This window comes from Inquilinus sp. NPDC058860, from assembly GCF_042743185.1.
In the GTDB taxonomy this organism is placed as follows: domain Bacteria; phylum Pseudomonadota; class Alphaproteobacteria; order DSM-16000; family Inquilinaceae; genus Inquilinus.
The window spans coordinates 82428-109324 of sequence record NZ_JBHYMS010000011.1; the positions used below are offsets into that span (position 1 = coordinate 82428).

Annotated in this window: 21 protein-coding genes; 7 read left to right on the forward strand and 14 right to left on the reverse strand. The window is 64.4% G+C overall.

Annotation, left to right across the window (positions count from 1 at the left end):
• Nucleotides 1-270: 270 nt before the first annotated feature.
• Genes ACFW16_RS10120 through ACFW16_RS10145 form a run of 6 tightly spaced genes read right to left on the reverse strand, consistent with a single transcriptional unit; the run spans nt 271 to nt 8429 of the window.
• Nucleotides 271-2766, reverse strand: coding sequence for a sigma factor-like helix-turn-helix DNA-binding protein (locus ACFW16_RS10120; protein ID WP_380304400.1), 2496 nt, complete (start codon nt 2764-2766; stop codon nt 271-273).
• 2 nt (nt 2767-2768) lie between these two features.
• The gene (locus ACFW16_RS10125; RefSeq protein ID WP_380304402.1) at nt 2769-3143 is read right to left on the reverse strand and encodes a hypothetical protein; all 375 of its coding nucleotides are present in this window, start codon (nt 3141-3143) and stop codon (nt 2769-2771) included.
• Nucleotides 3140-5125, reverse strand: coding sequence for an AAA family ATPase (locus ACFW16_RS10130; protein WP_380304404.1), 1986 nt, complete (start codon nt 5123-5125; stop codon nt 3140-3142). Before ACFW16_RS10130 ends, ACFW16_RS10125 begins: the two co-directional genes overlap by 4 nt.
• Before the next feature lie 10 nt (nt 5126-5135).
• The gene (locus ACFW16_RS10135; protein ID WP_380304406.1) at nt 5136-5339 is read right to left on the reverse strand and encodes a hypothetical protein; all 204 of its coding nucleotides are present in this window, start codon (nt 5337-5339) and stop codon (nt 5136-5138) included.
• Nucleotides 5336-7426, reverse strand: coding sequence for a DEAD/DEAH box helicase family protein (locus ACFW16_RS10140; RefSeq protein WP_380304408.1), 2091 nt, complete (start codon nt 7424-7426; stop codon nt 5336-5338). Before ACFW16_RS10140 ends, ACFW16_RS10135 begins: the two co-directional genes overlap by 4 nt.
• 13 nt (nt 7427-7439) lie before the next feature.
• Nucleotides 7440-8429, reverse strand: coding sequence for a DNA-methyltransferase (locus ACFW16_RS10145; protein WP_380304410.1), 990 nt, complete (start codon nt 8427-8429; stop codon nt 7440-7442).
• 856 nt (nt 8430-9285) lie between these two features.
• On the opposite strand from ACFW16_RS10145, the gene ACFW16_RS10150 reads away from it, so the two are divergent.
• The 5 genes from ACFW16_RS10150 (at nt 9286) to ampC (ending at nt 16485) form a co-directional block, all read left to right on the forward strand.
• Nucleotides 9286-9747: a MarR family winged helix-turn-helix transcriptional regulator gene (locus tag ACFW16_RS10150; protein WP_380304412.1), complete on the forward strand. Its 462-nt coding sequence runs from the start codon at nt 9286-9288 to the stop codon at nt 9745-9747.
• A 59-nt stretch (nt 9748-9806) separates the two neighbouring features.
• Nucleotides 9807-10973, forward strand: coding sequence for an efflux RND transporter periplasmic adaptor subunit (locus ACFW16_RS10155; protein ID WP_380304413.1), 1167 nt, complete (start codon nt 9807-9809; stop codon nt 10971-10973).
• Nucleotides 10970-14089: an efflux RND transporter permease subunit gene (locus ACFW16_RS10160; protein ID WP_380304415.1), complete on the forward strand. Its 3120-nt coding sequence runs from the start codon at nt 10970-10972 to the stop codon at nt 14087-14089. The genes ACFW16_RS10155 and ACFW16_RS10160 overlap by 4 nt, the downstream gene beginning before the upstream one ends.
• A 279-nt stretch (nt 14090-14368) precedes the next feature.
• Nucleotides 14369-15256, forward strand: coding sequence for a class A beta-lactamase (gene bla / locus ACFW16_RS10165; protein ID WP_380304416.1), 888 nt, complete (start codon nt 14369-14371; stop codon nt 15254-15256).
• 53 nt (nt 15257-15309) lie between these two features.
• Nucleotides 15310-16485 carry a class C beta-lactamase gene (gene ampC, locus ACFW16_RS10170; protein ID WP_380304418.1) on the forward strand — a complete coding sequence of 392 codons (1176 nt, stop codon included), beginning with the start codon at nt 15310-15312 and terminating at the stop codon, nt 16483-16485.
• A gap of 18 nt (nt 16486-16503) precedes the next feature.
• Here the strand turns inward: ampC and ACFW16_RS10175 are convergent, their stop codons facing one another.
• Complete coding sequence (locus ACFW16_RS10175) at nt 16504-17295, reverse strand: AraC family transcriptional regulator (RefSeq protein WP_380304420.1); 792 nt, start codon at nt 17293-17295, stop codon at nt 16504-16506.
• Between the two features lie 71 nt (nt 17296-17366).
• Between ACFW16_RS10175 and ACFW16_RS10180 the strand changes: the two genes are divergently transcribed.
• A complete protein-coding gene (locus ACFW16_RS10180) occupies nt 17367-18287 on the forward strand; it encodes a DMT family transporter (protein WP_380304422.1) in 921 nt (306 codons plus the stop codon).
• Between the two features lie 5 nt (nt 18288-18292).
• On the opposite strand, the gene ACFW16_RS10185 is transcribed toward ACFW16_RS10180, so the two are convergent.
• Both ACFW16_RS10185 and ACFW16_RS10190 read right to left on the reverse strand, forming a co-directional pair.
• Nucleotides 18293-20773, reverse strand: a complete 2481-nt coding sequence (locus ACFW16_RS10185) for a hypothetical protein (protein ID WP_380304424.1) — start codon at nt 20771-20773, stop codon at nt 18293-18295.
• 307 nt (nt 20774-21080) lie between these two features.
• Nucleotides 21081-21941 (reverse strand): hypothetical protein, encoded by an 861-nt coding sequence (locus ACFW16_RS10190; protein WP_380304426.1) that lies wholly within the window; start codon nt 21939-21941, stop codon nt 21081-21083.
• A 120-nt stretch (nt 21942-22061) separates the two neighbouring features.
• Between ACFW16_RS10190 and mazG the strand changes: the two genes are divergently transcribed.
• Complete coding sequence (gene mazG / locus ACFW16_RS10195; RefSeq protein WP_380304428.1) at nt 22062-22892, forward strand: nucleoside triphosphate pyrophosphohydrolase; 831 nt, start codon at nt 22062-22064, stop codon at nt 22890-22892.
• 98 nt (nt 22893-22990) lie between these two features.
• On the opposite strand, the gene ACFW16_RS10200 is transcribed toward mazG, so the two are convergent.
• The 5 genes from ACFW16_RS10200 to ACFW16_RS10220 form a co-directional block, all read right to left on the reverse strand.
• Entirely contained in the window at nt 22991-23347 is a 357-nt protein-coding gene (locus ACFW16_RS10200; protein ID WP_380304430.1) for an FKBP-type peptidyl-prolyl cis-trans isomerase, read from the reverse strand.
• Between the two features lie 26 nt (nt 23348-23373).
• Nucleotides 23374-24192, reverse strand: coding sequence for an inositol monophosphatase family protein (locus tag ACFW16_RS10205; RefSeq protein WP_380304432.1), 819 nt, complete (start codon nt 24190-24192; stop codon nt 23374-23376).
• A 10-nt stretch (nt 24193-24202) separates the two neighbouring features.
• A complete protein-coding gene (gene hflX / locus ACFW16_RS10210) occupies nt 24203-25534 on the reverse strand; it encodes a GTPase HflX (protein WP_380304434.1) in 1332 nt (443 codons plus the stop codon).
• Nucleotides 25535-25539: 5 nt separating this feature from the next.
• Nucleotides 25540-25782, reverse strand: coding sequence for an RNA chaperone Hfq (hfq, locus tag ACFW16_RS10215; protein ID WP_026870608.1), 243 nt, complete (start codon nt 25780-25782; stop codon nt 25540-25542).
• A 118-nt stretch (nt 25783-25900) separates the two neighbouring features.
• On the reverse strand, nt 25901-26755 hold the full coding sequence (locus tag ACFW16_RS10220; protein ID WP_380304436.1) for a D-amino-acid transaminase: 855 nt from the start codon (nt 26753-26755) through the stop codon (nt 25901-25903).
• Nucleotides 26756-26897: the final 142 nt, after the last annotated feature.

Here is a 26897-nt window from a genome sequence, read left to right on the forward strand (position 1 = left end):
AGGTATCCTACCGCCTGACGTGACAAGGCCAGTTTTGCCGGGCCGACGAACGCCAATATCGGCCATCACGCCGGTGCCTCAGTATCGGACGAAACCCAAACCCCAAGTACCCGGTCGGTTACGGTGAGACGGAGCGATCTCGGCACGCAAGAAGCCGCTTTGGAGACGAAATCCGCATTACAGACATCTGGGGTCGCGGGCATGCCCTTCGCCGTGACGCCCTCGCGAGAACGGTCTCTGGTGACATGCTCTTCGGCCGTGGAGATCTTCTCACGCAGCAAATGCATCTTCATCCTCGACATCCTCGTCAGGAGACACGCCTCGCGACCATCGAGCCGATTCGGCATCAAAGGTCGCTCCAAGCGCTCTCAGGCAGTTCGATACTGTCGATCGCTCGCAGGGTCTGAGAATCGTCTTCTCAACGTCAGCAACAATATCGTCCAGTGAAAGCGGCACGTTCGCTCCAATGAGAATTGCTGTAACCGCGTCGCTCACGCTCATCCGTCGTGGTCCGCCCCAATCCTCAAGGAACAGATATTGTGCCGAATTTACACGCATTCGTGGGTCCACGGCCGCGAGGCTACACACCATCTCCGCTGTCATTTCGGGAGGAACTCTCCCCTCCAGCGCATCCAAAATCTCGGAGACGTGAAACGCGACGCCTCGCATCGAAAGGATCTCAGAAAGGTGATTCAGCAGATGGGGTTGATCATCTCGCTTTACAGCAATGTCCCGGTCATTAAGTCCCCAAAGTCCTGGACCAATTCGAAGCAAAGGATCCGCAGCAACGACTTGAAATATTTCGTTCACCCCTCTCAGTGCAACGAGCCGCTGCTTGATTTCGCTTGTCCGTAGAGGTCGGCCGGACTGCTGCACGACAGCAATGATCGCCTGTCTCAAATTTGCCCGAGCGACGGCGCCATCGTCGGGATTTGGTTGCGCCCATACCATGCGTCCCAGCCGACGCAGGCCTCCAGAGCGCTGGAGGGCCACATCGATCACGTACTTGTCCGTGCGAAGGGCCAATCCAGACGACCGCTCGATCAATGCATTCAGGATCTCGCTCGCGTGCCACTGACGGCCCGGCGAACCCCCAGCCACTACATCCTCTGCCTCATCTCCTAGGCGCTCGACGTCACCGTTCCCCAGCCGTAGATGACGGTCAACCCCATAGGTGCCCCGTCCGAGTAGAAAACCGACTGCTGCTGCGGCATTGTGGGCGCGACGTACATCAATATCCCTGCCAGCTCTAGCGGAGGCGAGTTCGGCAATTTCTGTGAAGTGGAGCGGATGATTGGCTGCCTGCAAGACTGCCTCGACCACATGCTCAGCACCTCTACCGTAGCTGCGGAGGATCAAATCGCCCCGCTCATCGACGACAAAATGGCAGTAACGGGATGATTTTTCCCAGAGTAGATCCTTGAATTCGCGGGCCCCTCGCGGGAGTAAAGCATCGACAAGAGCGCGACAGTGAGGCTGACTCCAACTCTCACCAACTCCACTTTGCAATAGGCGACTAGCCTCACCAATGCTTCCCTCCCACCTTGCCTGCGAGAGAAATGCCAGATACTCGACCCCGTCGACCGCAACAATCTCGGCGCTGCCCTTGCAAATGTTGGAGAGAATGTATCTAAACGTCTCGGGAAATTGAGAAATCCCCGTGAACCACGCGTCAGCCGCCTCGACTCCCAACAAGGGTAGAGGAACTTCGCGATTCTGTAGAAGTGACATAAGCTTCTTCGACAATAGATCGTCCCAGAATTCTTCGCGAAGGAGCCGCTTGAGAATCTTCGATTCTATTTGTCGAACCCGCTCACGTGTAACGCCATAAACCTCTCCGATCTGCTGTAGCGTTTGCGCAGGGGTATCGAGACCCATCCTCCGCCGCAGGACTTCACGTTCCCTTTCTTCGTATTTGGTTAGCGACTGACGGACACTGACCAGAAGACTGCTTTCAGAAGCATCGCTCACTCGGTCGTCGATGCTGAACGGCCCCTCGGCAAGGGCGTGCTCAAGAGATTCGACCAGATCACTGACCGATCGTCGTCCGAAGTTCGGAACGTCGAGAAGCTGCTTGAGCGTAAACGTCTCGAGATCCCTTATGCGGGTGATCTTCAATCCTGAGAAGACATTGGAGATACGAACGGTTAGTTCCAACGACTCGAATGGACGATCTGCAAGCCACGGCGGAGCTGCTCTCGCGAATTCACAGGGATCGGCGCGCCCAGATCCGATGAATTCCTCAAATCGATATACACCGATGGATGTACGAAGACGTCGGTCAAGCTCAGTCTCTCGGGACCAATAAGACAATTCGTCGAAAATTCCGACCGACTCAAGTTCGGCAGCAGCTTCCGGTGTGACCTCAAGGAAATCTCGGACCCAGCCTTCCGCTTCCTGAGTTGGTTGCTGCGGACTTGGAGGCTGCACTTCCTCGTCATCGAGCACGTATCCCCAACCCTGTCTGCCCAGATAAACCGGCATCCCTTCGATGAATCCGATCGGGAGATCGGTTGATAAGAACCCGCTTGGGAGTGCATATTTTGCAGCGCCTGTGAGCAGTAGGCGGCCAGAACGATTGCAAACGAGATCGTCGAACGCACGGGATGGTGGACGGTCGAAGCCCACGTGCAGAACGCCAGTGGCGAGTTCGGCATTGTCTCGCGATGCCCAGGCCTCCAGCAACGTCTTCAGATCACGATGGACGCTAACCGCCCACTCACCTGTCGGCGCCCGGAGCATCAGAAATGCTCTCAGCGTCGTCATTGTCAGGTTGCTTTCTCGGACAATTTATCGAAGATCGCGACAAAATCGATGTGCCCCTGCGTGGCCTGCGCGTAGAGCTCGTTGACTCCCCAATCGGCAAGGCGCTCCACCAGCCGATAGACTGTGGTGTCTGTAAGTTGATCCTGCATGAGCGCCTCGACGGCCCGTCGCAGTGTCTGGTCGGGGTCCAGCGAGCCAACATTGAATAATGTCACCCGCTTCGCAAATTCCGGCGGAATGACTCCATGAGCCAGCGCGAGGCCAACGCCAAATCTGTACCCGTCCATCTTCTCTGCGAATATCTCTCGCTCCTTCAATTCATCTAATTTGTCATTCGCGGCGTCGGATAGGCCGACCGTGATTAAGTCTGAGGTCACAGCGCCGTCCTTTCAATCCTCGACTGTGTTGGCGTTACTTCTCGAATCGTGTAAACCGCGCCCACGCGTGGCTTGATGGTGGCCAGATCGGTCTCTGGCCTGACTTCTCCGCTGTGAACCAGCAGCACGAATTGGCTTGTCACGGTGGGGAGGTATTTTAGAATGTTATCTCGATGCTGCAGGTCTAGACGCCCAAATGGGGTATCCATGACGACTGGACCTACTGCACGTCCGGTGCGATTAAGTCCGTCAATCAATGAGAGCGCGACGATTTGTTCAGCGCCCGCGCTTCGGAGAGGCACCTTGCGACCAGTATCATCTATAATCGTCAGGCCATAGTTGGAGTTAATCTCGAGACCCCGATAGCCCTTTTGGGTGGTCATCTCCCGAAAGGCGAGAGTCGCTAGTTGTTCTACCCTAGAGCGAAGCCGGTCACGCAAGCGCTCAATACTTGTGGCAAAGGTTTTCTCAAGATCGGTTGCAATAGAAACCTTCAAGGTGCTTTTCTTCGATCGTGCAGGCGCGAGGCTCTCGATTGCCTTCTGCGAAACTGCAAGATCCTCCTTGGTCTTCTCAATGTCCTTACGAGTGGACGCTATTGATGTCTGAATGCGCCCTTCTTCAATTAAAGCACTCTGCTGCAAAGCGCGCTTACGTGCCAATTCAGCAGTATCATGTCCCGCGATTTCGTCGTTCAATCGTTCGATTTCATTTTCCGCTCGCTGAAGCTCCACTTCCATCCTTTTGAACTCCGAATCGATATCGGCTATTCGATCACGGGCGTTCACACCTCGAATTTTAGCAAGTGAAGCGATCTGCGCTGAAACCGCCTGCATGTCATCGGTATCATCGTCCATACGACGAAGCTCGGCTTGCATTTCCCCGAGCGAGGCACCCATTCTAATGCGACGGTCCTCGCCAAGCTCTTGACCGCAGGTGGGGCACACGCTCGTCTTGAGGAGGCGGTCCAAATCGTCGATTTTAGTTTGAAGCCGGCCTTGTTGCCGCAAGCTTTGCGCCAGTTCGTTCTGCCGTCGCTGGAGCTGTGTCCTCTTGACCTGCAGCCTGGTGTCGAGGAGATCCTGCCAGGCTAGCCCAAGGAGCGTCTGACGATCCGTGGCTTTCTTGCGCTGGAGTTCCTCCAACGTGCGTCGTTGCGAAATGAGGGCATCGAGCTTCGACTTGGAAGCGAGCACGTTCGCGGCCGCCTCCAGTTCGTCGTCGAGCCTGTCGCGCTCGGAGCGGACATTGGCGCACCTAGCCTGAAGCCTATCCAAATCGCGTTCCAGCGCATCCTGCCGCGCGGTCAGGTCCAGCGTCCTTTCGGCCTGCTTCTCCAGGCCTTGGACGTGGGCTATGTCGCTACTCTGCCGCTTCGTCGCGGCCTTTAGGATCGCACCCAGTTCGTCCCGCCCATGGATTAGGGCCGGCACTCCTAACACCTGTTCAATTGCGTCCTTGATCCGGCGGCCCTGTTCGCTCCCCTCTATCAGAAGGCTCTCATATTCCTGAAGCAATTCGCCGTCGAATAGGAAGAAGCGCGAAACTTGCTCCGGAGCAATCTGATCAATCTCGGGCTCCACTTGGTCGCCGCTCATCGGCGTTCCATCTCGGTTCAGCAGGACCGTGGTCTGGAAGTCTTCCGGGCGCGAAGGCCTCGCAACGCTTTGCCGACGCGTCGCTGTGCGGCGAAGATCGTATGAGCGCCCGTTCGCCTCGAACTGAATGAACACCTGGACCCGCCAATCGTCCTCATTGGCCGCGTCTCTATTAACGATGTCCTGAATCGGGATCGGGCGCGAGTGACGACCAACGGCCTGACCATAGAAGCCCCATCGAAGGGCATTGAGCAGGCTGGTCTTGCCTCTCATATTGTCACCAAAAATAATCATGACGTTACGATTTTCGTCCATTGGAAAATCGATGATCACATCACCCTTATAGGGCATGAAATTTGTTGCTGTTAATCTGATGAGTTTCATGTCGGCTGCCTCAGGCGTCTACAGGTTTTTGCGTGACTAGCGCATCTATGAGCCTCTCCATCGCACCCATCGACGCCGCGCGATCATCGCTAAATTGATATTTCTTTTGTATTAGATAGCATTGGCGCACCAACTCTGAGTCCAGGCTCGGCGCTACTTCTGCCATTGCAGAGATTAAAGTCTGTAGCGCCATATCAACTTCATTTCCGCTCATTCGTCTTCCATCCCCTCGTCTGGTATGGATCCCGGATCCATGCCCATGCGAATTGCTATTCCGCGAAGCTCCGCAGCTGCATCGCGGTTAATTGCATTGCTCGCGAACTCGACAGAGCGGACCAGCTCACCTCTTAAGAGGCCGAGCTGATCAGAGTCGTCCGCTTCCGAGGTCGGGACGACAATTGCATCGTGGATCACTGCGATCTGCTTACCGCCAGAGCGCCGTAACACGCGGCCGCGGCGCTGGATGAACTGTCGTGGATTCTGCGATGAGGCAAGGATGAGAGCATGAGAGACCGCAGGAATGTCCACTCCCTCGTCCAGGCACCTGATTGACACCAGAACGCCTCCGAATGACCGGAACCACGACATCGTCGCGTCTCGGCTTCCGTCCATTCCGGAGTGATACTCGACCGGATCCAACCCTATGCTGCGCAGACCGTCCCGAACTTCATCCAATTGGGCCGCGTCCTCGCAATAGACCAGCCAGCTCTGCCCTCCTTCAAAGCAAGTCCTTAGAATATCGATCGCCAGTCGAAGCTTTGCATGCGCCTTCTTTGCAATTCTCGCGCGCTTAATGAGTAGCAGCTTCGCTTTCTCACTCAGAGCACGATTACCGAATTTGTCGGGATTCTGCTTTGCAATCTCTCTTTTTATTGTGATCGAGATATCGGTCCATTGGGCCGCCTCGTCGGCGGTCAAGCTGATGGGATGTGGGTAATACTCGTAGGGTACCAGGCGGCCAGATCGAATTGCGTCTATCAGTGTGATGGGTGGCGGGACAACGGTGCCGAAGTACTCCATTATTCTCGCAGTCCCGTCAGGGTCCCCATATCGCTTGGGAGTGGCGCTGAGCCCGAGTCGACGCCCAGCCTCGATTGTCAGGACGCTGGAGTTTTGTGGACTGCCAATCTGATGGACCTCATCAGCTACGACGAGAAGGTGGTCGCCGGAAACTACATTGGAAATGAACTCCGCCATGGAAGCCGTCTGCATCGTCGCTAAGACGACCCGAGAACCCAAGGAAGGATCACGATCGGTCATCCCCCTTAACCTGCGCGGTCTTCGCCAGCGATCGTGACCGCCGCCCGCCAGCAGCAACGCCGCGTTTGGCAATTCGTCGCGAACCTCCTCAGCCCATTGCTCAAGAAGCAAGCGGCTTGGGACGAGGATAAGAGTCGGCAGTCCTCGGGCGGCGTGCTCCCTTATGGCAAGGATCGCCGTGTACGTCTTGCCGCTGCCAGTAGCGTGCTGGAAGATGCCTCGGTAACCTTGACCTGCCCAAGCTTGAATCGCTGCGCTTTGGTGCGGTAGGGCTGATCGTCGCTTAGGAAGCGGAAGCTGTTCTATTTCCACGTGATCTAGCCTCGCGAATGCAGCTTTCTTGAGGTGCGCGACCGCGCTCGTAGGGAACGGAAATACCTCGACGTCGGGGTCTTCCTCCGACCAGAGGCTCTCGAAATGCACCTCATGTCGCCTCACCCGCTCGGCCTCGAGTCCGCCTCGCCAGCTGCAGAACACTTCGATCGACTCGAAGTTGCCATCACCGTCCCAGCCGGACCAAGTTTCGTTTGCCGAGCCCTTGAAGCTCACGCAATTGCCATACCCGTCCCCGAATATTCCAATCTTTTCGTGATAGAGTCCCTTTCTGTCGGCTCGCATGGCGAGCTTCACTTCTAAGGTCCCGGTGGCTATGAGAGTTGCCAGCACCCGAGCGGGTTGAGCAGTTCTTGGGTCAGCCAAAAGTGAATCAAATTGGTCGACGATCGTCTCGGCGATGCGCTCACTACGACGAGCATATCCGAGAGCGATTGAGTCAATGTCGTCGGGGTCAAGCTCCGGAGAACATATTAGCCTAATCGTTCCGCCTCGACGGGCGAATTCCACAATACTTGATCCAATAACCAGAAATACCGACGATCTGAAATAGCCTACCGCTCGCCTATACAGGATCGATTCTCGCAAACATCTGCGGTAGAAGCTACCAATCGGATTGTCCTTCAGCGACCTGTATTCTGTCAGGAACTCCGATGCCGCCAGGTCCCCCACAAAGCCTGGCTTGGTGTGATTGGGTGTCGGGGTCATGGCGCGAGTGGCTTCATTGGCTTTTGACTATTTCCACTGCACGATTGCTAGCCTCGTCAGGTGCGCTGCCCTCCTCCAGAAGCCTACGGAACTGTTCAAAGCGTCCGCGAGAGCCATCCACATACTCCGCCTGTGCTTCGACGCCGATCCAGCGCCTGCCAAGTCCCTCCGCAACGGAACCGGTCGTATTGGACCCTGCAAAGGGATCGAGTACGAGATCTCCCTCAGCGGTCAGAAATTTTATAAAAAAGGCTGACAGTGAAGATTGCATGCGCGCCGGATGCGCAGATAAATTGAGCGTCCTACAATACTCCCGGTATTTTGCATCCCACTGTGTACCGGTGTATTTCAAAAGTGATTCTGGAAAATGCTCACCACTGAGGTCCAATACATTTGGGCTAATGGCACCGCCATGATCAGACAAGAATCCCTTCTCTGATATCTTGTGGCCAGACGGTCGTATTCCTGAATTGTATTTTTGCGACTTTAATAACTTCTTCATATCGGCGCTGTACGGGTTGAGTACATTCCGATTGTCGGCCTTTGGAAATGTCGCCCGCGACATCCACCAAACGTGTGTAAAGGAATCCTTGAGCCGGGCTCGCTTCAGATTTACCCATGCCGCAGGACTCGGAAGGCGCGCTGGATTATGGCAAATAACATGTTGACATAAGTTCAGCTTTGCCGCTCGCTTAAACGCTAGGAGTGCTTCCAATGGAAGCGTTGACATGATTGGAAAGCCTTCTTCCCAAGCATTTCCAATCTCGATGACGATTGAGCCATCTTCTGTCAGAAGATCACTCAGGGGCGATGCGAGCGATTCTAACCACGCGAGATACGCTTCTCCCGTCTCGTTGCCGTATCTCTTCTTCCGAACCAAGGGAAAGGGAGGCGACGTTACGATGAGATTGACCCTACCCTTGATCACGGCGAAGCGGTCACTGTCGATGGCATCTTCAATTCTGCCACGAAACATCTGTCCGAGTGGAGTCTGGTACGCCAAGGTGATCTTGCGCTGAGGCCGGCGCGCGGACTCTGAAGTTCGCTTGCGTTTCATTGCTCACAGCCAATGCCTAGGAGGGTGCAAAAATCGGCACTGAACTGAATGGGCCTAGAGCCCCGCCATGGTCTCATTATTCCCCCGCCCGAACCGCAGGGCTTTCCCGGCGGCTTCGTGATCGAATATTTTACGTCAACAACAACCAGCGATCGTGAAACACAACTGATCATCATAATCAGTTTAAACTTGTCCTATCTGACTACTCTTGGCAAGTGAGATTAGGCCTTGCCTCCTGGGACAGACCTTGCCGTCGCCAGAAGTCGCTTCGGGGTCGGCCGGACCGTCCGGTTCGGGGCGACCTAGAGTCCCTCGGAATATCAGCAATGGGAATCGACCAGCCTCTCGCGGCTGTGATCGGTTCGCGCTAGCCGGGTCGACTGGCCTCCGATTTGAAGGCACCTCCACGGCCGGCAAACGTCACCAATGGAGTTGAAGGCGAGTCATCCTCTCCCATGCCGCGAGAGGATTGGCTTAAAAGCCGCGATTTTCCAACAGGTTTGATGCCATCCCCTGATCAGAAATTCTCATTTTTGCGCGTCTCGTCGTTGAGACGATTTTTTAAGGAGTATCCTCGCAACCCGAGGGTTTCAGCCGTCCTCCGTCGCTCAAAACAATTCCAGCCGCTCTAAATTAATTGTAGCCCCCCTAGCGGACTTTCGGCTTTGATCGCAGCATCGACCATTCCTGCATTAGAACAAAAGAAGAACAAATAAGCAAGAGAAATCGTCGACGATGCGCACGCTCATCGGCATGGCCACGCCACTTGACAATAGGTTCATATGCACCTATTTAAAGCGGCATGTTCCCTCCGCAGACCCTCGACGACGAAACCGTCGCCCTCATCGTCCGCACCTGCCTGTGCCAGCGCATCCAGCGGGCGGGGCGGATCATCGGCCGTCGTTTCGACGAAGCGTTCCGGTCGCTCGGGATCAACAACTGGCAGTTCTCCGTCCTCGTCGCGCTCAGGCATCTTCGGTCCCCGACGATGGGGGAATTGGCGGAGGCGCTCGGGATGGACCGCACGACCCTGACCAAGAATCTGAAACCGCTGTCCCGGCGCGAACTTCTGCGCGTGTCCACCGACGAGCACGACGCGCGGGCGCGGCGCATCACCCTGACGGAAGCCGGCGAGGACATCCTCGCCAATGCCGGAGAGGGCTGGCATCGGGCTCAGCGGGCGGTCACCCGCGACATTCCTCCGGAAGAGCTCGCGCAGCTGACCTCCTCGCTGGAGCGCTTCCAGTTTGCAGGCAGGGGCTGAACGATGAGTGCAAGACTCGAAGGTTTGTCACATACGTGCATATCCACTGATTTTCGGACATGCACCCGGCCACAGATCCCGGAGCGCCTGCCCCGGTTATCGGAAACCCGCTCATGAAAAAGAAGCACCTCCTGCTCTTCGTGGCTCTCCCGCTGCTGGCGATCGGCACCGCGAGCTTCGTCGTGGTCTCCGGGTCGGCCAAAGAGCGGGCGGCGGAGGGCGACCCGCGCAGCGCTCCGCCGGCCGTCGCGATCGCCGAAGCCAAGCGGGTCGGGCATGTCGAGCGCGCGTTCACCGGGTCGATCTCGGCGCGGGTGCAGAGCAATCTCGGCTTCCGCGTGCCCGGCAAGATCGTCGAACGCATGGTCGATGTCGGCGAGCGCGTCGCCGCCGGGCAGCCGCTCATGCGCATCGACGAGAACGACCTGCGCCTCGCCCTGACGGCCAGGCAGAACGCGGCCGCCGCCGCCCGTGCGGTGGCGGTGCAGGCCCGCGCGGACGACGAGAGATATGCCGATCTCGTGGCCAAGGGATGGGCGACGAAGCAGCGCCATGAGCAGGCCAAGGCGGCGCTGGACTCCGCCGAGGCCCAGCTCGCCGCCGCCGAAGCCGAGGCCAGGGTCGCGGCGAACGAGGCCGGGTATTCGACTCTCGAAGCCGACGCGGACGGCATCGTCGTGGAAACGCTCGGCGAGCCCGGTCAGGTGGTCTCGGCCGGACAGGTGGTGGTGAGGCTCGCCCATGCCGGGCCGCGCGAGGCCATCGTCGATCTTCCGGAGGCGGTCAGGCCGGCCATCGGCTCGCAGGCCGAAGCCAGCGTCTACGGCCTCGACCGGCGGCGCTGGCCCGCTCGCCTGCGGCAATTGTCGGATTCGGCCGACCCGCAGACCCGGACCTACGAGGCGCGTTACGTGCTGGACGGCGATGCGGCGTCGGCGCCGCTGGGCGCGACGGTGACGCTGTGGATCGCGGATGCCGATGCCGCCGACGCGGTCGAGATTCCGATCGGCGCCGTCCTGGACGACGGCCGCAGGACCGGTGTCTGGGTCGTCGACCAGGCCACATCCACGGTCGGCTTCAGGCCGGTGACGATACGTCGGCTCGGCGGCGAGACCGCGATCGTGTCGGGCCTCGAGCCCGGCGAGCGGATCGCGGCCCTGGGCGCCCACCTCCTCCATGACGGAGAGACCGTGCGCGTTCTGATTGCAAAGGCGGATGCGCCATGAGCTTCAATCTTTCGGCGCTCGCCGTCCGCGAGCGCCCGGTGACGCTGTTCTTCATCATCGCGATCGCGATCGCCGGGGCCTTCGCCTTCCTCAAGCTGGGCCGTGCGGAGGATCCCGCCTTCACCGTGAAGACGCTGACCGTCACCACCGCCTGGCCGGGCGCGACGGCGCAGGAGATGCAGGACCTCGTGGCCGAGCCGCTCGAGAAGCGCCTCCAGGAATTGCAATGGTACGACCGGGTCGAGACCATCACACGGCCCGGGCTCGCCTTCTTGACGCTCACCCTGAAGGACAGCACCCCGCCGGCCGCGGTGCAGGAGCAGTTCTACCAGGCCCGCAAGAAGCTGGGCGACGAAGCCCGGAACCTGCCCGCCGGGGCCATGGGCCCCTTCGTCAACGACGAGTATTCGGACGTCAGCTTCGCGCTGTACGCGCTGAAGGCCAAAGGCATGCCGATGCGCGCGCTGGTCCGGCAGGCGGAGGCGATCCGCCAGCAGCTTCTCCATGTGCCCGGCGTCAAGAAGATCGACATTCTCGGCGAGCGGCCGGAACGGATCTTCGTCGAGTTCTCCTATGCGAAGCTGGTCACGCTCGGCGTGTCGGCGCAGGACATCTTCGTCGCCCTGCAGCGGCAGAACGCGGTGACGCCGGCGGGCTCGATCGACACCGAGGGACCGCAGGTCTTCATCCGTCTCGACGGCGCCTATGACGATCTCCAGAAGATCGCCGATACGCCGATCGCCGCCGGCGGCCGCACCCTCAAGCTCTCCGACGTCGCCGATGTCCGGCGCGGATACGAGGACCCGGCGACCTTCATCATCCGCCATCAGGGCGAGCCGGCGCTGATGCTGTCCGCGGTGATGCAGGACGGCTGGAACGGCCTCGACCTCGGCCGCGCGCTGGAGGCGGAGACGACGAAGATCGCCGGCGCCCTGCCGCTCGGGCTCAGCCTGACCAAGGTGACCGACCAGGCCGTGAACATCACGGAGTCCGTCGACGAGTTCATGCTGAAGTTCTTCATGGCGCTCGGGGTCGTGCTGCTGGTCAGCCTGCTCAGCCTCGGCTGGCGGGTCGGCATCGTCGTCGCGGCCGCGGTGCCCCTCACCCTCGCGGTCGTCTTCCTCGTCATGCTGGAGACCGGCCGCTTCTTCGACCGCATCACCCTCGGCGCCCTGATCCTCGCGCTCGGGCTGCTGGTCGACGACGCCATCATCGCCATCGAGGTGATGGTGGTGAAGATGGAGGAGGGCATGGACCGGCTCGCGGCCGCGGCCTATGCCTGGAGCCATACGGCGGCGCCGATGCTGTCGGGGACGCTGGTGACGGTGGTCGGGCTGATGCCGGTCGGCTTCGCGCGCTCGACCGCCGGCGAATATGCCGGCAACATCTTCTGGATCGTGGGCTTCGCCCTGATCGCCTCCTGGGTCGTGGCGGTCGCCTTCACGCCCTATCTGGGCGTGAAGCTGCTGCCCGCGATCAAGCCGGTCGCAGGCGGGCACCACGCCATCTACGACACGCCGAACTACCGACGCCTGCGCCGGGTCATCGCTGCCGCCGTGCGCCACAAATTCCTCACCTGCGGCGCGGTGGGCGTGGTCTTCGCGCTCTCGGTCGTCGGCATGGGCGCGGTGAAGCAGCAATTCTTCCCGACCTCCGACCGTCCCGAGGTGCTGGTCGAGGTGCGCATGCCGGAGGGCACGAGCATCGAGACGACCGAGCGGACGGTCGAGACGGTCGAGCGCTGGCTGGCGGACCAGCCGGAGGCGAAGATCGTCACCAGCTATATCGGCCGGGGCGCACCGCGGTTCTTCCTGGCCCTGTCCCCGGAACTGCCCGACCCCGCCTTCGCCAAGATCGTCATCCTGACACCCGACGCGGAGGCCCGCGAAGCGCTGAAGCGCCGGCTGCGCACGGCCGTGGCCGAGGGGCTCGCGCCCGAAGCCTATCTGCGCATCACCCAGCTGGTGTTCGGGCCCTATACGCCGTTCCCGGTCGAGTTCCGGATCATGGGGCCGGATGCCGACGAGCTGCGCCGGATCTCCGAACAGGCCCTCGCCGTCATGCGGGGCGTTCCCGACGTGCAGCAGGCCAATCGCGACTGGGGCAATCGCACGCCGACCCTGCGCTATGTCCTCGACCAGGACCGGCTGCGCCTGATCGGCCTGTCGCCGGCGGAAGCGGCGCAGCAGCTGCAGTTCCTGCTCACCGGCGTCACCGTCACGCAGGTTCGCGAGAACATCCGCACGGTCGACGTGGTGGCCCGCAGCGCCGGCGGAGAGCGGCTCGACCCCGCCCGCCTCGCCGATTTCTCGCTCACCAGCCGCGACGGAAAGCTGATCCCGCTCGCCCAGATCGGCCATGTCGAGGTGCGCATGGAAGATCCGATCATGAAGCGGCGCGACCGGACCCCGACGATCTCCGTCCGCTCCGACATCGGCGAGGCCACCCAGCCGCCTGAGGTCTCGATGCGCGTCATGCAGGCCCTGCAGCCCCTGATCGCCTCGCTGCCCGAGGGCTACCGCATCGAGATGGGCGGCTCGATCGAGGAAGCGGGCAAGGCGAACGCCGCCCTCGCCGTCGTGTTCCCGATCATGGTGGCCCTGATGCTGGTCTTCATCATGCTGCAGGTCCGCTCCTTCTCGGCCACCGCCATGGTGATGCTCACCGCCCCGCTCGGCCTCGTCGGCGCCGTGCCGATCCTGCTCGCCTTCAACCAGCCCTTCGGCTTCAACGCCATCCTCGGGCTGATCGGGCTCGCCGGCATCCTGATGCGCAACACGCTGATCCTGATCGGGCAGATCAAGGAGAACAGGGATGCCGGGCTCGACGACTACCACGCCGTGGTCGAGGCGACCGTGCAGCGCGCCCGTCCCGTCATCCTGACGGCGCTCGCCGCTGTGCTGGCCTTCGTTCCCCTCACCCATTCGGTGTTCTGGGGGTCGATGGCCTACACGCTGATCGGCGGCACGGCCATCGGCACCGTGCTCATCCTGCTCTTCCTGCCGGCCCTCTACGCCGCCTGGTTCCGGGTGAAGCCGGCGGATGCCCTCTCGCCGGACGTCGGAACCGGCCTAGGTCACGGGGAGGCGATCCCCGCACCGGCCGGCGCCGAGTGACGCGCTCATCCCCGACGAGGTCGTCGCCCGCAGCCGGGCCGTGACCTCCGGCTGACGCCGGCCGGCTATCGAGGATCACGCCAGGCGCCCGCATCGCTCCGGGCGCCATCGGCATGCCTGGTGCCTCCAGGTTTGGCCAACATTGGCTCATGCCTATGCGAAGTATTCCTCGTTTGGCTGAGGGCATCGCTTCCGCTTATCCAGGAGGTCGACGGCGGCCTGCGACACGGGCGCCGTTCCGGACGGACCCCTCCGGCCCCCCGATTCATGGAGACAGGATTGACGATCCCGGTATCGCGCCGCTGGGCGCTTGCCAGCTCTCTGCTCGTCCCCGCGCTCGCCGCCCTCCCGGCCGCGGCGCGGGCCGGCGGGGATGCCGAGGCGCGGCTCGCCGAGCTCGAGCGCGCCCATGACGGCCGCATCGGCGTCGCCGCGCTCGATCTCGCGACCGGCGCGCGCATCGGGCATCGGGCCGACGAGCGCTTCCTGCTGTGCAGCACCTTCAAGGCCCTGGCCGCGGCCTTCGTCCTCGCCCGGATCGACCAGAAGAAGGAGCGGTTGGACCGCCGAATCGTGATCTCGCGCAAGGATCTCGTGGCCGGCGTGTCGTCGGTGACCGAACGCCGCGTCGGCGGGGCCGGCATGACGGTGGCCGAGCTCTGCGACGCCGCGGTGACCTACAGCGACAACACGGCGGGCAACCTCCTGCTCGCCAGCTTCGGCGGCCCGGCGGGGCTGACCGCCTTCCTGCGGTCGATCGGCGACGGGACCTCGCGACTGGACCGCATCGAGCCGGAGCTGAACGCCTATGCCGCGCCCGGCGATCCGCGCGACACCACGACACCGGCGGCGATGCTGGAGACGCTGCGGACGCTGCTGTTCGGCGACGCGCTCTCCCCGTCCTCGCGCGCCCAGCTGGCGGCCTGGCTGATCACCAACAAGACCGGCGACGCCCGGCTGCGGGCCGGCTTCCCGGCGGGCTGGCTGGTCGGCGACAAGACCGGGACCGGCGGGAACAAGGAGGGCAGCGTCAACGACGTCGCCGTCGCCTGGACGCCGCAGCGCGGCGCGGTCATCGTCACCGCCTATTGCGAGCTGCCGTCGAAGTCGATGGCGCAGCAGAACCCGGTGATCGCCGAGATCGGGCGCATCGTCGCCGGGGCCTGACCCCGGCCGGACGCCCGATCATCAGCCAAAACCAGAAAGACGCCGTATCCGCCATGAGACGCATCTTCCGTCAGACGCTCGGAGCCCTCGCGGCCGCTTCCCTGCTCCTCGGCACGCCCGTCCACGCCGCCGACGATTCCGGACAGGATCGGATCGCGAGCGCCGTCCGGGAGGCGGTCGGGCCGGTCATGGAGGAGCACGACATCCCCGGCATGGCCGTGGCGGTCACCGCGCGGGGGAAGCGGTATGTCTTCAGCTACGGCGTCGCGTCGCGGGAGAGCGGGCAGAAGGTCACCGAGGACACGCTGTTCGAGATCGGGTCGGTCAGCAAGACCTTCACCGCGACGCTCGGCGCCGTTGCGCAGCTGCGCGGGGGCCTCTCCCTTTCCGACAGCGCCAGCCGGCACCTGCCGGCCCTCGCCGGCAGCGCCTTCGACCGGATCAGCCTGCTCGATCTCGCGACCTACACGGCGGGCGGCCTGCCGCTGCAGTTCCCGGACGACGTCACCGGCCAGGACGGGATGATCGCCTTCTACCGGGGCTGGCGCCCGGCCTATGCCGCCGGCACCCATCGGCTGTACTCGAACCCCAGCATCGGCCTGTTCGGCGCCCTCGCCGCCCGGAGCCTGGACAAGCCGTTCGACGAGCTGATGGAGCAGGACATCTTCCCGGCGCTGGGCCTGACCCGGACCTATATCCGGGTCCCGCGCGACCGGATGGACCGCTACGCCTGGGGCATCTCGAGATCCGGCCGGCCGGTCCGGGTGACGCCGGGCGTGCTGGATTCGGAGGCCTACGGCGTGAAGACGACCGCGGCCGACATGATCCGGTTCGTCGAAGCCAATATGGGCGGCGGGGCGCTGGACGACACGCTCCGGCGCGCCATCGCCGCGACCCATGCCGGCTATTACCGGGTCGGCGACATGACCCAGGGGCTGGGCTGGGAGATGTATGCCTGGCCGATCGGCCTCGACCGGCTGCGGGCCGGCAACTCCGTCGACATGGCCCTGAAGCCCCACGCCGTCACCCGGCTGGACCCGCCGCTGCCGCCGCAGGATGACGTGCTGATCAACAAGACCGGCTCGACCAACGGCTTCGGCGCCTATGTCGCCTTCGTTCCCGCCCGCGGCATCGGCGTGGCGATCCTGGCGAACCGGGCCTATCCGATCGCGGCGCGGGTGACCGCCGCCTATCGCATCCTGGCGGCGCTGGACGGCGAGGCCGGCTGACGAAACGCGAGGTCCGCCCTACGCCGCGTCCCGGTCGCGGCGCAGGCCGTCCTTGCGCATCTGGTCGGGCGTGGTGCCGGTCAGGCGGTGGAACATGGCGATGAAGGCCGAGGCGTTGCCGTAGCCGAGCCAGCGCGCCACCGCGCCGACCGAGGCCCCCTCCTCCAGCCGCGACAGGGCCGCGACCAGCTTCATCCGCTGCCGCCATTCGGCGAAGGACATGCCGAGGTCGCGCTGGCAGTGGCGCGACAGGGTGCGCTCGGTGGTGCCCGTGACCCGCGCCCATTCCGCCAGCGACCGGCGGTCGCCCGGCTCGCGCTGCAGCGCCTCCAGCACGATGCGCAGGGCCGGGTCGTCGGACAGCGGCAGATAGGAGGAATGGCGCGGCGCCAGCCGGATCTGGTCGACCAGCACCTGGGCCAGCCTCAGGTCGGCGTCGGTCTTCGGCACCTTCACGCCCCGGGCGTCGAAATCGGCCAGGATCGCCTTGATCAGCGGGCTGAGCGCCAGGGTGCAGGGCTCGGCCGGCAGATCGGCGCAGAACTCGCGCACGACATAGACCGAGACGTAGCGCACCGCGTCGCGGTTGTGGCAGGCATGCACCACGTCGGGCGGGGTCCAGATCGCATAATGCGGCGGCGACAGGTAGCGCACGCCGCCGACCGTCGCCACCATCAGGCCGCGCACGGCGTAGTTCAGCTTGCCCCAGGGCAGCGCCGCCTCCGGCCACACCATGCCGGCCGGGTAGTCCTCGGTGCGGAAGGACAGCGGGTCGGGCGGCTCGCCGCGCAGCGCGGGGATGCGGGTCATGTCCTGTCCTCTCGATCGTCTGTCCGATCATCGTTATATATCTTGAACCGGCCAGACGCTACGGTCGCACCATGTCCGCATCCGACACCCCCTTGCGCTGGTTCGCCCTGCCGGTCGTCACCGTGGCGATCTGGTCCGGCAACGTCGTCGTCACCAAGCTGGCGGCGACCGCGGTGCACCCGAGCGTCATCGCCTTCGAGCGCTGGGCCCTGGCGCTGCTGCTGCTGACGCCGTTCCTGATCCGGCCGGTGTGGCGGCTGCGGCGGGAGATCCGGCCGCATCTGGCGAAGCTGGCGGTGCTGGGGCTGCTCGGCATGGCCGCCTATCAGGGGCTGGCCTATTACGCGGCGGAGACCACGTCCGCCACCAAGATGGGCTTCGTGGTGTCGCTGGTGCCGCTCCTGACCATGGCGCTGTCGAGCCTGCTGCTGGCCGAGGCGCCGACGCCGGGCATGGTGGGCGGCGGCGCCCTGTCGCTCGTCGGCCTGACGCTGCTGCTGGGCCAGGGCGACCCGCTGGCGCCGTTCAGCGGCGGGCTGGCGCCGGGCGACGGGCTGATGCTGATCGCCTGCATCACCTATTCCGGCTACGGCGTGCTGCTGCGGCGCTGGCCGATGCCGTTGCCGGTCTGGCCGTCCTTGTACCTGCAGATCGCCTTCGCCACGCTGTTCCTGCTGCCCGGCTGGCTGCTGGCGCCGACGGCGCCGCACAGCGCCACGGCGGTCGGGCTGATCCTCTATGCCGGGATCCCGACCTCGATCCTGGCGCCGTTCCTGTGGATGCAGGCGATCCGGCTGCTCGGCCCCAGCCGCACCAGCCTGTTCATCAACCTGTCGCCGGTGATGACCGCGGCGATCGCGGTGGCGGCGCTGGGCGAGAGCCTGCACCCGTACCACCTGGCCGGCGGCGCCCTGGTGCTGCTGGGCGTCGTCCTGGCCCAGCGCTTCGGCCGGCGGGCGGCGCGGGTGCCGGTCGCGGAGGCCGCCGAGTGAAGCGGCTACTCCTGCCGAGCACCGTATTCCCCGATCCCGACGAAGGGAAAATAGGCGACAAAGGTCGCCGCGAAGAAAGCCCCCGCCTGGATCAGGGTCGAGGCCGCCACGCTCTGGTTCCTGGTCAGCTCGGAAACGACGTTTCCGAAGATGAGAAGGATATACGTGAAGGCCTGACGTGCGTGCGCGACATCGGTCCCCTGGCGACGGATCTCGCTGAGGGTGTGCCTGAGCTTGAACCCGACCTTGGCCCGGTATCGGGCAATACCCTGCAAACCCTGCCGCGCGTTCGGGTCGCCCGGCATCGGCGGCTCGAGGCCCATCGCGATCCTGTCGAAGTACTGGTTGAAGGCACGATAGGAAATCGTCTCCAGCAGCTCGACGGCCGTGTAGGCCGCGACATATTTGGCCACCTCCCCGGCGGCTTCCCGTCCGGCCAGGCCGGCCGCCTGGGCACCGGCACCGCTGTGCACCAGCCCGAGAGCGATCAGAACGGTCGTCAGCTGGGAGTATGTCGAGTACGCCGCATTGTCGGCGAAAACCGCCGGCATGTTCAGCAGCGGGCCGCCGCCACGATTGTCCGTGACCGGGAAGTACATGTTCACCATGTCGCGCAGGCCTATGATCAGCGCCCTGGCCGACGCGGGCCCCTGGGCCGCGATTCCGCCCCCGGCCCGGGCTGCGGCGGCGGTCGCACCGATCATCAAGAGGGTGTTGGTGGCGACCGAGGCATACTGCTTTCCCGTCGGCGCCATGCGGTCGTCTGCCGGTCGACTGCTGCTGGTGTCGTAGACCAGGCCGCCGACCTTCACCGCGATCGGCAGAAAATTCAGCGCGATCAGGATCGGAGCGAGATCCTGCTTCATCTTCTCGCTGCTCGCGCTGATGCCATAGGCGGCCGCTTCGCGGGTGGTGGCCAATGTGAGCAGCACCGCGAAGTCGCGCAGAACAACCTTCCCGACGTCCCGGATGGCGCTCAACATGCTGGCGCTCGCCACCTGGTCGCCCCCATTCGCGACGACGAGCTGTTGAAACGCCTGCGACAACGCCTCGACACCATCGTCCCCGCCTGGGCGGGACGTCCGAGCGCTCGTGGGGGCCGGACCGATGTCGTCCTGCTGCCCGGTCTGCGGCTGCGTCGTTGCCGTCGAGGGGCCTGCCGCATCGTCCCCGATCGTGTCGTCCCGCAGCGATTCTGGCAGTTGGTCGATGGCGCGGAGGAGCGCCGGGCTGTCCAGCCGGCTCGCAATCGCCAAAAGCTCGTCGATTCTTTCTTCGAGCGCGATCTTTTGTTGATCGAGCCCATCAATTTCCTGATTCACCGCGCCTATTTTGCTTCTTTCCTCCGCAATCTTATTTTCAACATCCGATATTGACAATTGTGTCTGAGTGATTTGATTTTTCAGTTCTTCCATATCTTCAGAACTTGATTTGACATTTTCGTCATTTTCTCTGATGTCATTTTCGATCTCGTTGATCTCGTCATTTATTTTTATCGACCTTTGCAGGGCCGATTTATATTCATCATCAATAGATCGAAGTTCGTTTATCGTCGAGTTTTCATCATTCAGAAAGCCACTCAGAACACCGATGTCACCGGTCACTTTGCTTTTCTGTCTTTCCAGATCTTCCAGCCGGGTCCCGATCCGGTCGAGTTCTTCCGTGCCGGCCCTCATTTCCGCATCGACTTCGACACCTTCAGCCTCGAGGGCTTCGAGCCGTTCCGCAATCGCCGCCGCCTGCCCTTGGTCCTGTGGATCTGCCGGCGTGGCTCGGAGGGTCTCAATCTCCTCCTGCAGGGCTTCAAGCCTTGCGGTCGCCTGTTCAGTCCGTGTCTTGGCTGCTTGCTCCTGCTCTCTCGCCTCGACCGCCCGCCGCTCCAGATCGGCGAGCGTCCGGTCGAGAGCGCCACGGTGTCCATCGATCAGGGTCGCCAGGCCTTCCAGGTCCCTCGTCTCGCCGGCTTCGCCCAGCGCGATCCCGAGGGAGGCCAGCACGTCGCCGACCTGCGTCCACCGTTCATCGATTGAATCGTACAACCTCTCAAGCTCGTCTTCCTGGGCGAACAGCGCGTCCTGTCGCGCAGAAAGACGGTCCATCAGCGCAACCACTCCCTGTTGCTGACCGTCTATGTTCGCATATGCCAGCTGCTCTTCATCCACGAGGCGAAAATATTCGGTGAGCTGGTTGTCCTGTGTCTGCCGGAGCTCGTCCAGAATTTCGAAAAGCGCTTCCTGATCTTCTGCACCTTGCCACCGGGCTTGGTCCACGGCGTCCAGTTCGTCCTGGCGGGTGGCGAGTTGATCGTTCGTCTGGGCCCTGGCCGCCTCCACATGGTCCCTGGCGTCGCCGGCGGTCCGCAGTCGGCCGATCTCAACCCCCAGCAACTCGGCCATCCATCGATCGAGAGCTGCCGTGTTTTCCGACGATCGTCCTTGGCCTGAGCTTTCGCCGCCGATTTCCTGCTGCCTGGAACTGTCTGCCATCTCTCTCTCCCAACGCTGCTCGCAAACCAGGATCGTCGCGCCCGGCTCGCGCAGCCGACGGGATCGTCACCTTCGCCAACTGCACCGACGTCCTGGAAGGGCTCCCGGGCACCGTCGGCGGCGCATGAAACGGCCGATGGCGCTGTCGGACAGCCTCTACAACCCCATGAGGATTTGCCTGACGGAGCCCGATGGGAATTCCGCTTTTGATATGGCCCGATGCGCGGTTCGGATACTCGCGCCTGCCGACCCGGAAGCCGCCGCCGGGTGAGGCGGCGCCGCCCGCAGCGGGGCGGCGCCGTCTTCGCTACTTCCAGCCGTGCTCGGTGCCGAACTTGCGCAGGGCACGCTCGTGCTCGCGGCGCAGCTGGGTCAGCTTCCGGGTCAGGTCGCGGCCGAGGATCTTGCCGTAATCCTGGCCGGTCTTGGACTTGTCCCAGTCGTTCTCGACAAAGCGGGCATCGACCCGGCCGGAGCGGGAAACCGACACCGGCGTGCCGGTGAAGCTCTGCGCCGCCTTGGTCAGCTCGGCCACGAAGGCGGCGTCGTCGAGGCCGCTATAGGCCTTGCCGGTGGAATCGGCGATGTTCAGGAAGAACAGGTCGCGGCCGAAGGCGGTGTAGCCGCCGCCCAGCCCCTTGTTCACCGACGCCGCATGCTGGAAGAAGGCCTGGGCCTCCTCGCCGGTCGGCGCATGGTCCTTGAAGGTCACCACGGCATAGCCGGTGTTGCCCTGCCCTTCCGGCGTGAAGTCGGTGACCAGCACGCTCCACTGGCGGAAGGTATAGCCGACCGCGGCGCCGAACAGGTCGGCGGTCTTCGGGTCGGTCTCGAAGGCCGATTGCAGCGAGGCATTGGTCTCGAGCTGATAGCCCCCCGGCGTCACCTCGGTCTGCACCTGGTCGGCCGGGATGTTGAGCAGGGCCAGGATCTTCGGCAGCTCGGTGTCCTTCACCTGCTCGGTGAAGGCGGCGCGGTCGGCATAAGTGGCCTTCTTATTGTCGAGGCCGAGCGGCTTGAAGGTCAGCGCCTCGTACGAGAACAGCTGGGTCGGGCCGACCGGCGCTTCCGGCGCCGGCGCGGGCTTCTGGCCGCAGGCGGCGAGCGCGACGGTCGTCGCCAGGCTGGTCGCGAGCGCGACGGTTCTGAGAGATCGCAGGAACGTCATGATTTTCCCCTCCGGACCGGAGCGAAGCGCCCCGGCCGGATATAGGAATGCGCGGGCGCTCGCTTGGCAAGGCGGAGCGCGATGCGATACCAGAGGGAACCGCCCGCCCGGAGACCCATGATGACCGACCGCCCCGACGCCGCCCCCGACACTGGTGAAGCCACGCGCCGCCTGATCGAGGTGATGGCGCGGCTGCGCGATCCCGAGACCGGCTGCCCCTGGGACGTGGAGCAGAGCTTCCGCACCATCGCGCCCTACACGATCGAGGAGGCCTACGAGGTGGCCGACGCGATCGAGCGCGACGCCATGGACGAGCTCAAGGACGAGCTGGGCGACCTCTTGTTCCAGGTCGCTTTCCATTCGCGCATGGCGGAGGAGCGCGGCGCGTTCGACTTCGCCGGCGTGGCCGCCGGCATCGTCGACAAGATGATCCGCCGCCACCCGCATGTGTTCGGCGACGCGCCGGTCGACGCCGACGGCATGCCGGCGCAGTGGGAGCGGCAGAAGGCGGAGGAGCGCGCCGCCAAGGCCGAGGCGGAGGGCCGGCCCGCCGGGGTGCTGGACGGCATCGCCGGCGGCCTGCCCAGCCTGACCCGGGCGCTGAAGCTGCAGCGGCGGGCGGCGCGGGTCGGCTTCGACTGGACCGACCCGGCCGACATCCTGGACAAGATCGAGGAGGAGGTCGCCGAGATCCGGGCGGAGATCGACGGACGGGCGCCGAAAGAGCGGATCGAGGACGAGATCGGCGACCTCTTGTTCTGCGCCGTCAACCTGGCCCGGCGCTACGAGGTCGACCCCGATTCCGCGCTGCGCCGGACCAACGCCAAATTCGAGCGCCGCTTCCGCCACCTGGAGGCGGCGCTGCGGGCCGAGGGCCGCGACCCCGCCGGGGCCAGCCTGGACGAGATGGAGGCCCTGTGGGTCGCGGCGAAGCGGGCGGAGACGGCATAGTCCGTAGGTTGGGTTCGCTGTTGCGAACCCAACACTGGCTCGGGCTGCGCGATGTTGGGTTCGCGTCGCGAACCCAACCTACGCCCGGCTGCGGTTGATCAGACGCCGAGCAGCTCGACGTCGAAGATCAGGGTCGCGTTCGGCGGGATGACGCCGCCGGCGCCGCGGGCGCCGTAGCCCAGCGCAGCCGGGATGACCAGGCGGCGCTTGCCGCCGATCTTCATGCCCTGCACGCCCTCGTCCCAGCCGCGGATCACCCGGCCGCCGCCGAGCGGGAAGCGGAACGGCTCGTTGCGGTCGCGGCTGGAATCGAACTTGCGGCCGGCACTGCCGTCGGCGTTCTGCAGCCAGCCGGTGTAGTGCACGGTCACGGTGACGCCGTGCGTCGCCTCGGCGCCGGTGCCGACCTCGAGGTCCTCGATCTCCAGCCCGGAGGCGGTGACGGTGCTCGACATGACGTTTCCTTCTCGGGTTGGTCTGATCAGGCCGCGGCCGCGATCTCGCCCATGGCGCCGCGGGCGGCGCGCCAGCTGGCCTCGTCCGGCGCCACCAGGATCGGGCCCCGGCGCAGAGTCGGGCGATAGCGGGTGCCGTCCAGCACCGCGGCCCAGCCGCCGGCCTCGGCGTGCAGCAGCGTGCCGGCGGCGTGGTCCCAGGGGAACAGCTTGCGATAGGCCAGGATGTCGATCCGGCTCTCGGCCGCGTCGATGTAGTCGGCGCCGGCGCAGTTGACATGGATGTGCGAGGCGACGGCGTCGCGCAGCCGCAGCACCGCCGTGGCGTATTCGGGCGGGCGCTTGGCCAGGTTGAAGCCGCCGCGCAGCGTCGCCAGCGGTCCGGGCGGGGACAGCGTCAGGCGCTGCCCGTCGATGAAGGCGCCTTCGCCGCGGACCGCCCAGGCGGTGCGATTCTGGACCGGCAGGTGGATCCAGCCCATCAGCGTCTCGCCCCGATGCACCAGGGCGACGATGGTGCCGAAGCGCGGCCGGCCGGCGACGAAATTGGCGGTGCCGTCGACCGGATCGATGACCCAGACCGGGTCGTCGCCGTCCAGCAGGTCGAGCACGGCCGGGTCCTTGGCGCAGGCCTCCTCCCCGACCACCAGGGAGCCGGGCAGGAGCGCCGGCAGCCGCGCGGCCAGGCGGAGCTCGCTCTCCTGGTCGGCGATGGTGACGAGGTCGCCGGGCGCCTTCTCCATCACCGCCCCGTCCTCCAGCCGGCCGAAGCGGGGCAGGATCAGCTCCTGCGCCGTCCCCGCGATCAGGGCGGCGACCGTGTCGATCTCGGGCAGGCGCAGCATCGAAAAACTCTCAGTGACGGGTGGCGATGCCGAGCTGGCGGTGCAGCCGCGCGGCGTCGTTGGGGTGGAGGCGGACGCGGACGAAGAGATGGGCGCCGTCGTCGCGCGCCTCCAGCACCTCGCCATGGCTGTGCAGCCAGGCCAAAGTGCGGCCGTCGGCGATGTCGAGCTTGACCGTCATGGTCTCGCGGTCGGCGTTGATCCGGCGGGCGATCAGCTCCATCAGCCCGTCGCAGCCCTCGCCGGTCAGGGCCGAGATCACCGCCGCGTCATGGCCGCGCCGGCGCACCGCGGTCGACAGGGTCTCGCGCTCATGCTCCGGCAGCAGGTCGGCCTTGTTCAGCACCTCGATCACGCGGCCGTCGGAATCGATGTCGATGTCCAGGTCGCGCAGCACCGCCTCCACATCCTCGCACTGGGCCTCGGTGTCGGGATGGGCGATGTCGCGGACATGCAGGATCAGGTCGGCGGCCTGCACCTCCTCCAGCGTCGCCCGGAAGGCGGCGACCAGATGGGTCGGCAGGTCGGAGATGAAGCCGACGGTGTCGGACAGGATGATCCGCCGCCCCTGCCCCGCCTCGATCGCCCGCATGGTCGGGTCGAGGGTGGCGAACAGCATGTCCTTGGCCAGCACGGTGGCCCGGGTCAGGCGGTTGAACAGCGTCGACTTGCCGGCGTTGGTGTAGCCGACCAACGCCACCACCGGGTACGGCACGCGGGCCCGGGCGTCGCGGTGCAGCGACCGGGTGCGGCGGACGTCGTCGAGCTGGCGCTTGATCTGGATGATGCGGTCGTCGATCTGGCGGCGGTCCAGCTCGATCTGGGTTTCGCCGGGGCCTCCGAGGAAGCCGGCGCCGCCGCGCTGCCGCTCCAGATGGGTCCAGGACCGGACCAGGCGCGAGCGCTGGTAGCTGAGATGCGCCAGCTCGACCTGCAGCTGGCCCTCGCGGGTGCGGGCGCGCTCGCCGAAGATCTCGAGGATCAGGCCGGTGCGGTCGATCACCTTGGCCTTCCAGCGGCGCTCGAGGTTGCGCTGCTGCACCGGGCTGAGCGTGGCGTCGACCACGACCAGCCCGGCCTCGGTGGCGGCGACCACGCTGGACAGCTCCTCCAGCGCGCCCTCGCCGATCAGGGTCGAGGGCTGCGGCCGCGACACCCGGACGCAGCGGGCCTCGGCGATATCGAGCGAGATCGCGCGCGACAGCCCGACCGCCTCCTCCAGCGAGGCCTCGGCGGTCCGGCCGGCGTCGTTGCGGGCACCCGGAAGAACCGGATGAATGACGATGGCGCGCCCCGAGGACGCGCCATCCGCACCGGGATTTGGCCCTGAAGTCTGGCCCAAAGGGATCAGGCCTCTTCCTTCTGCGGTTCGAACAGCTGAATCGGATGCGCCGGCATCACGGTCGAGATCGCATGCTTGTACACCAGCTGCGAATGGGCATCCCGACGGAGCAGGACCGAGAAGTTGTCAAACCAGGTGATGATTCCTTGCAGCTTCACCCCGTTGACGAGGAAGATGGTCACCGGGATCTTGTTCTTCCGGACGTTGTTGAGGAACACGTCCTGAACGTTTTGTGCCTTTTCTGACATTAGTTGGATCCTGCTGCTTGATCTTATTGGAGCCCCGAGGGGCCCGAGCCACACGATGTGGCACCGTCCGACAATATGGGAAGCACCGGGCCGGAGAAAAGGGAGCAATGGTGCATGGTCACGATGCGCCGATGCCGGAGGCGTGAGCAAGATAGGCATCGAGCAGCCGCCGACCGAGCGGGCCGGGGGTGCCGTCGCCGATGATCCGGTCGTCGATCCGCAGCACCGGCGTGACGAAGCTGGTGGCGCTGCTGACGAAGGCTTCGCGCGCGGCATAGGCCTCCTCCAGGCTGAACGGGCGCTCCTCGAAGCGCAGCCCTTCCGCCGCCGCGATCTTCAGGATCGACTGGCGGGTGATGCCGTTGAGGATGTCGTGGCCGGCCGGGCGGGTGACCAGCGCCCCGTCGGCGGTCAGGATCCAGGCGTTGGACGAGGTGCCCTCGGTGACGAAGCCGTCCCCGTCCACCTGCCAGGCCTCGAAGGCGCCACGCTCCGCCGCCTCCTGCTTGCCCAGCACCTGGGCCAGGAGGCCGACCGTCTTGAGGTCCCGGCGCTTCCACCGGATATCGGGGATGGTGACGACGCGGACGCCGGTCCGCGCGTTCGCCGCCAGGGTCAGCCGACGGGTGGTCATCACCAGGGTCGGCCGGGCGGCCGCCGGGAAGCGGAAGTCGCGCGGAGCGGCGCCGCGGGTGACCTGGATGTAGATCAGGCCGTCGCGCACGCCGTTGCGCTGCAAAAGCCCCCGCATGATCAGCCGCAGCACCCGCCGCCCGCACGGCCAGGCGATGCGCAGCTCGCGCAGCGAATAGCCGAGACGGTCGAGATGGCCGTCCTCGTCGACCAGGCGGCCCTGGCGGACGCACACCACCTCGTAGACGCCGTCGGCGAACTGGAAGCCGCGATCCTCGACATGCACCGCCGCCCGGGCATGCGGCACATAGCGCCCGTTGACATAGGCGTCGCGCGCCATCGCTTGCTCTCTCCCTACCCGCTTGCCGCAGCCGACCGCTCGTGTTGCATACACCGGACTCCGACGGAATTCCGCCCTCTTGTTTCGGAACCGTCATCGCGAGCCGGAGCGGAACGGCTTGCGAGGCTGGCGGGCCAAGCCG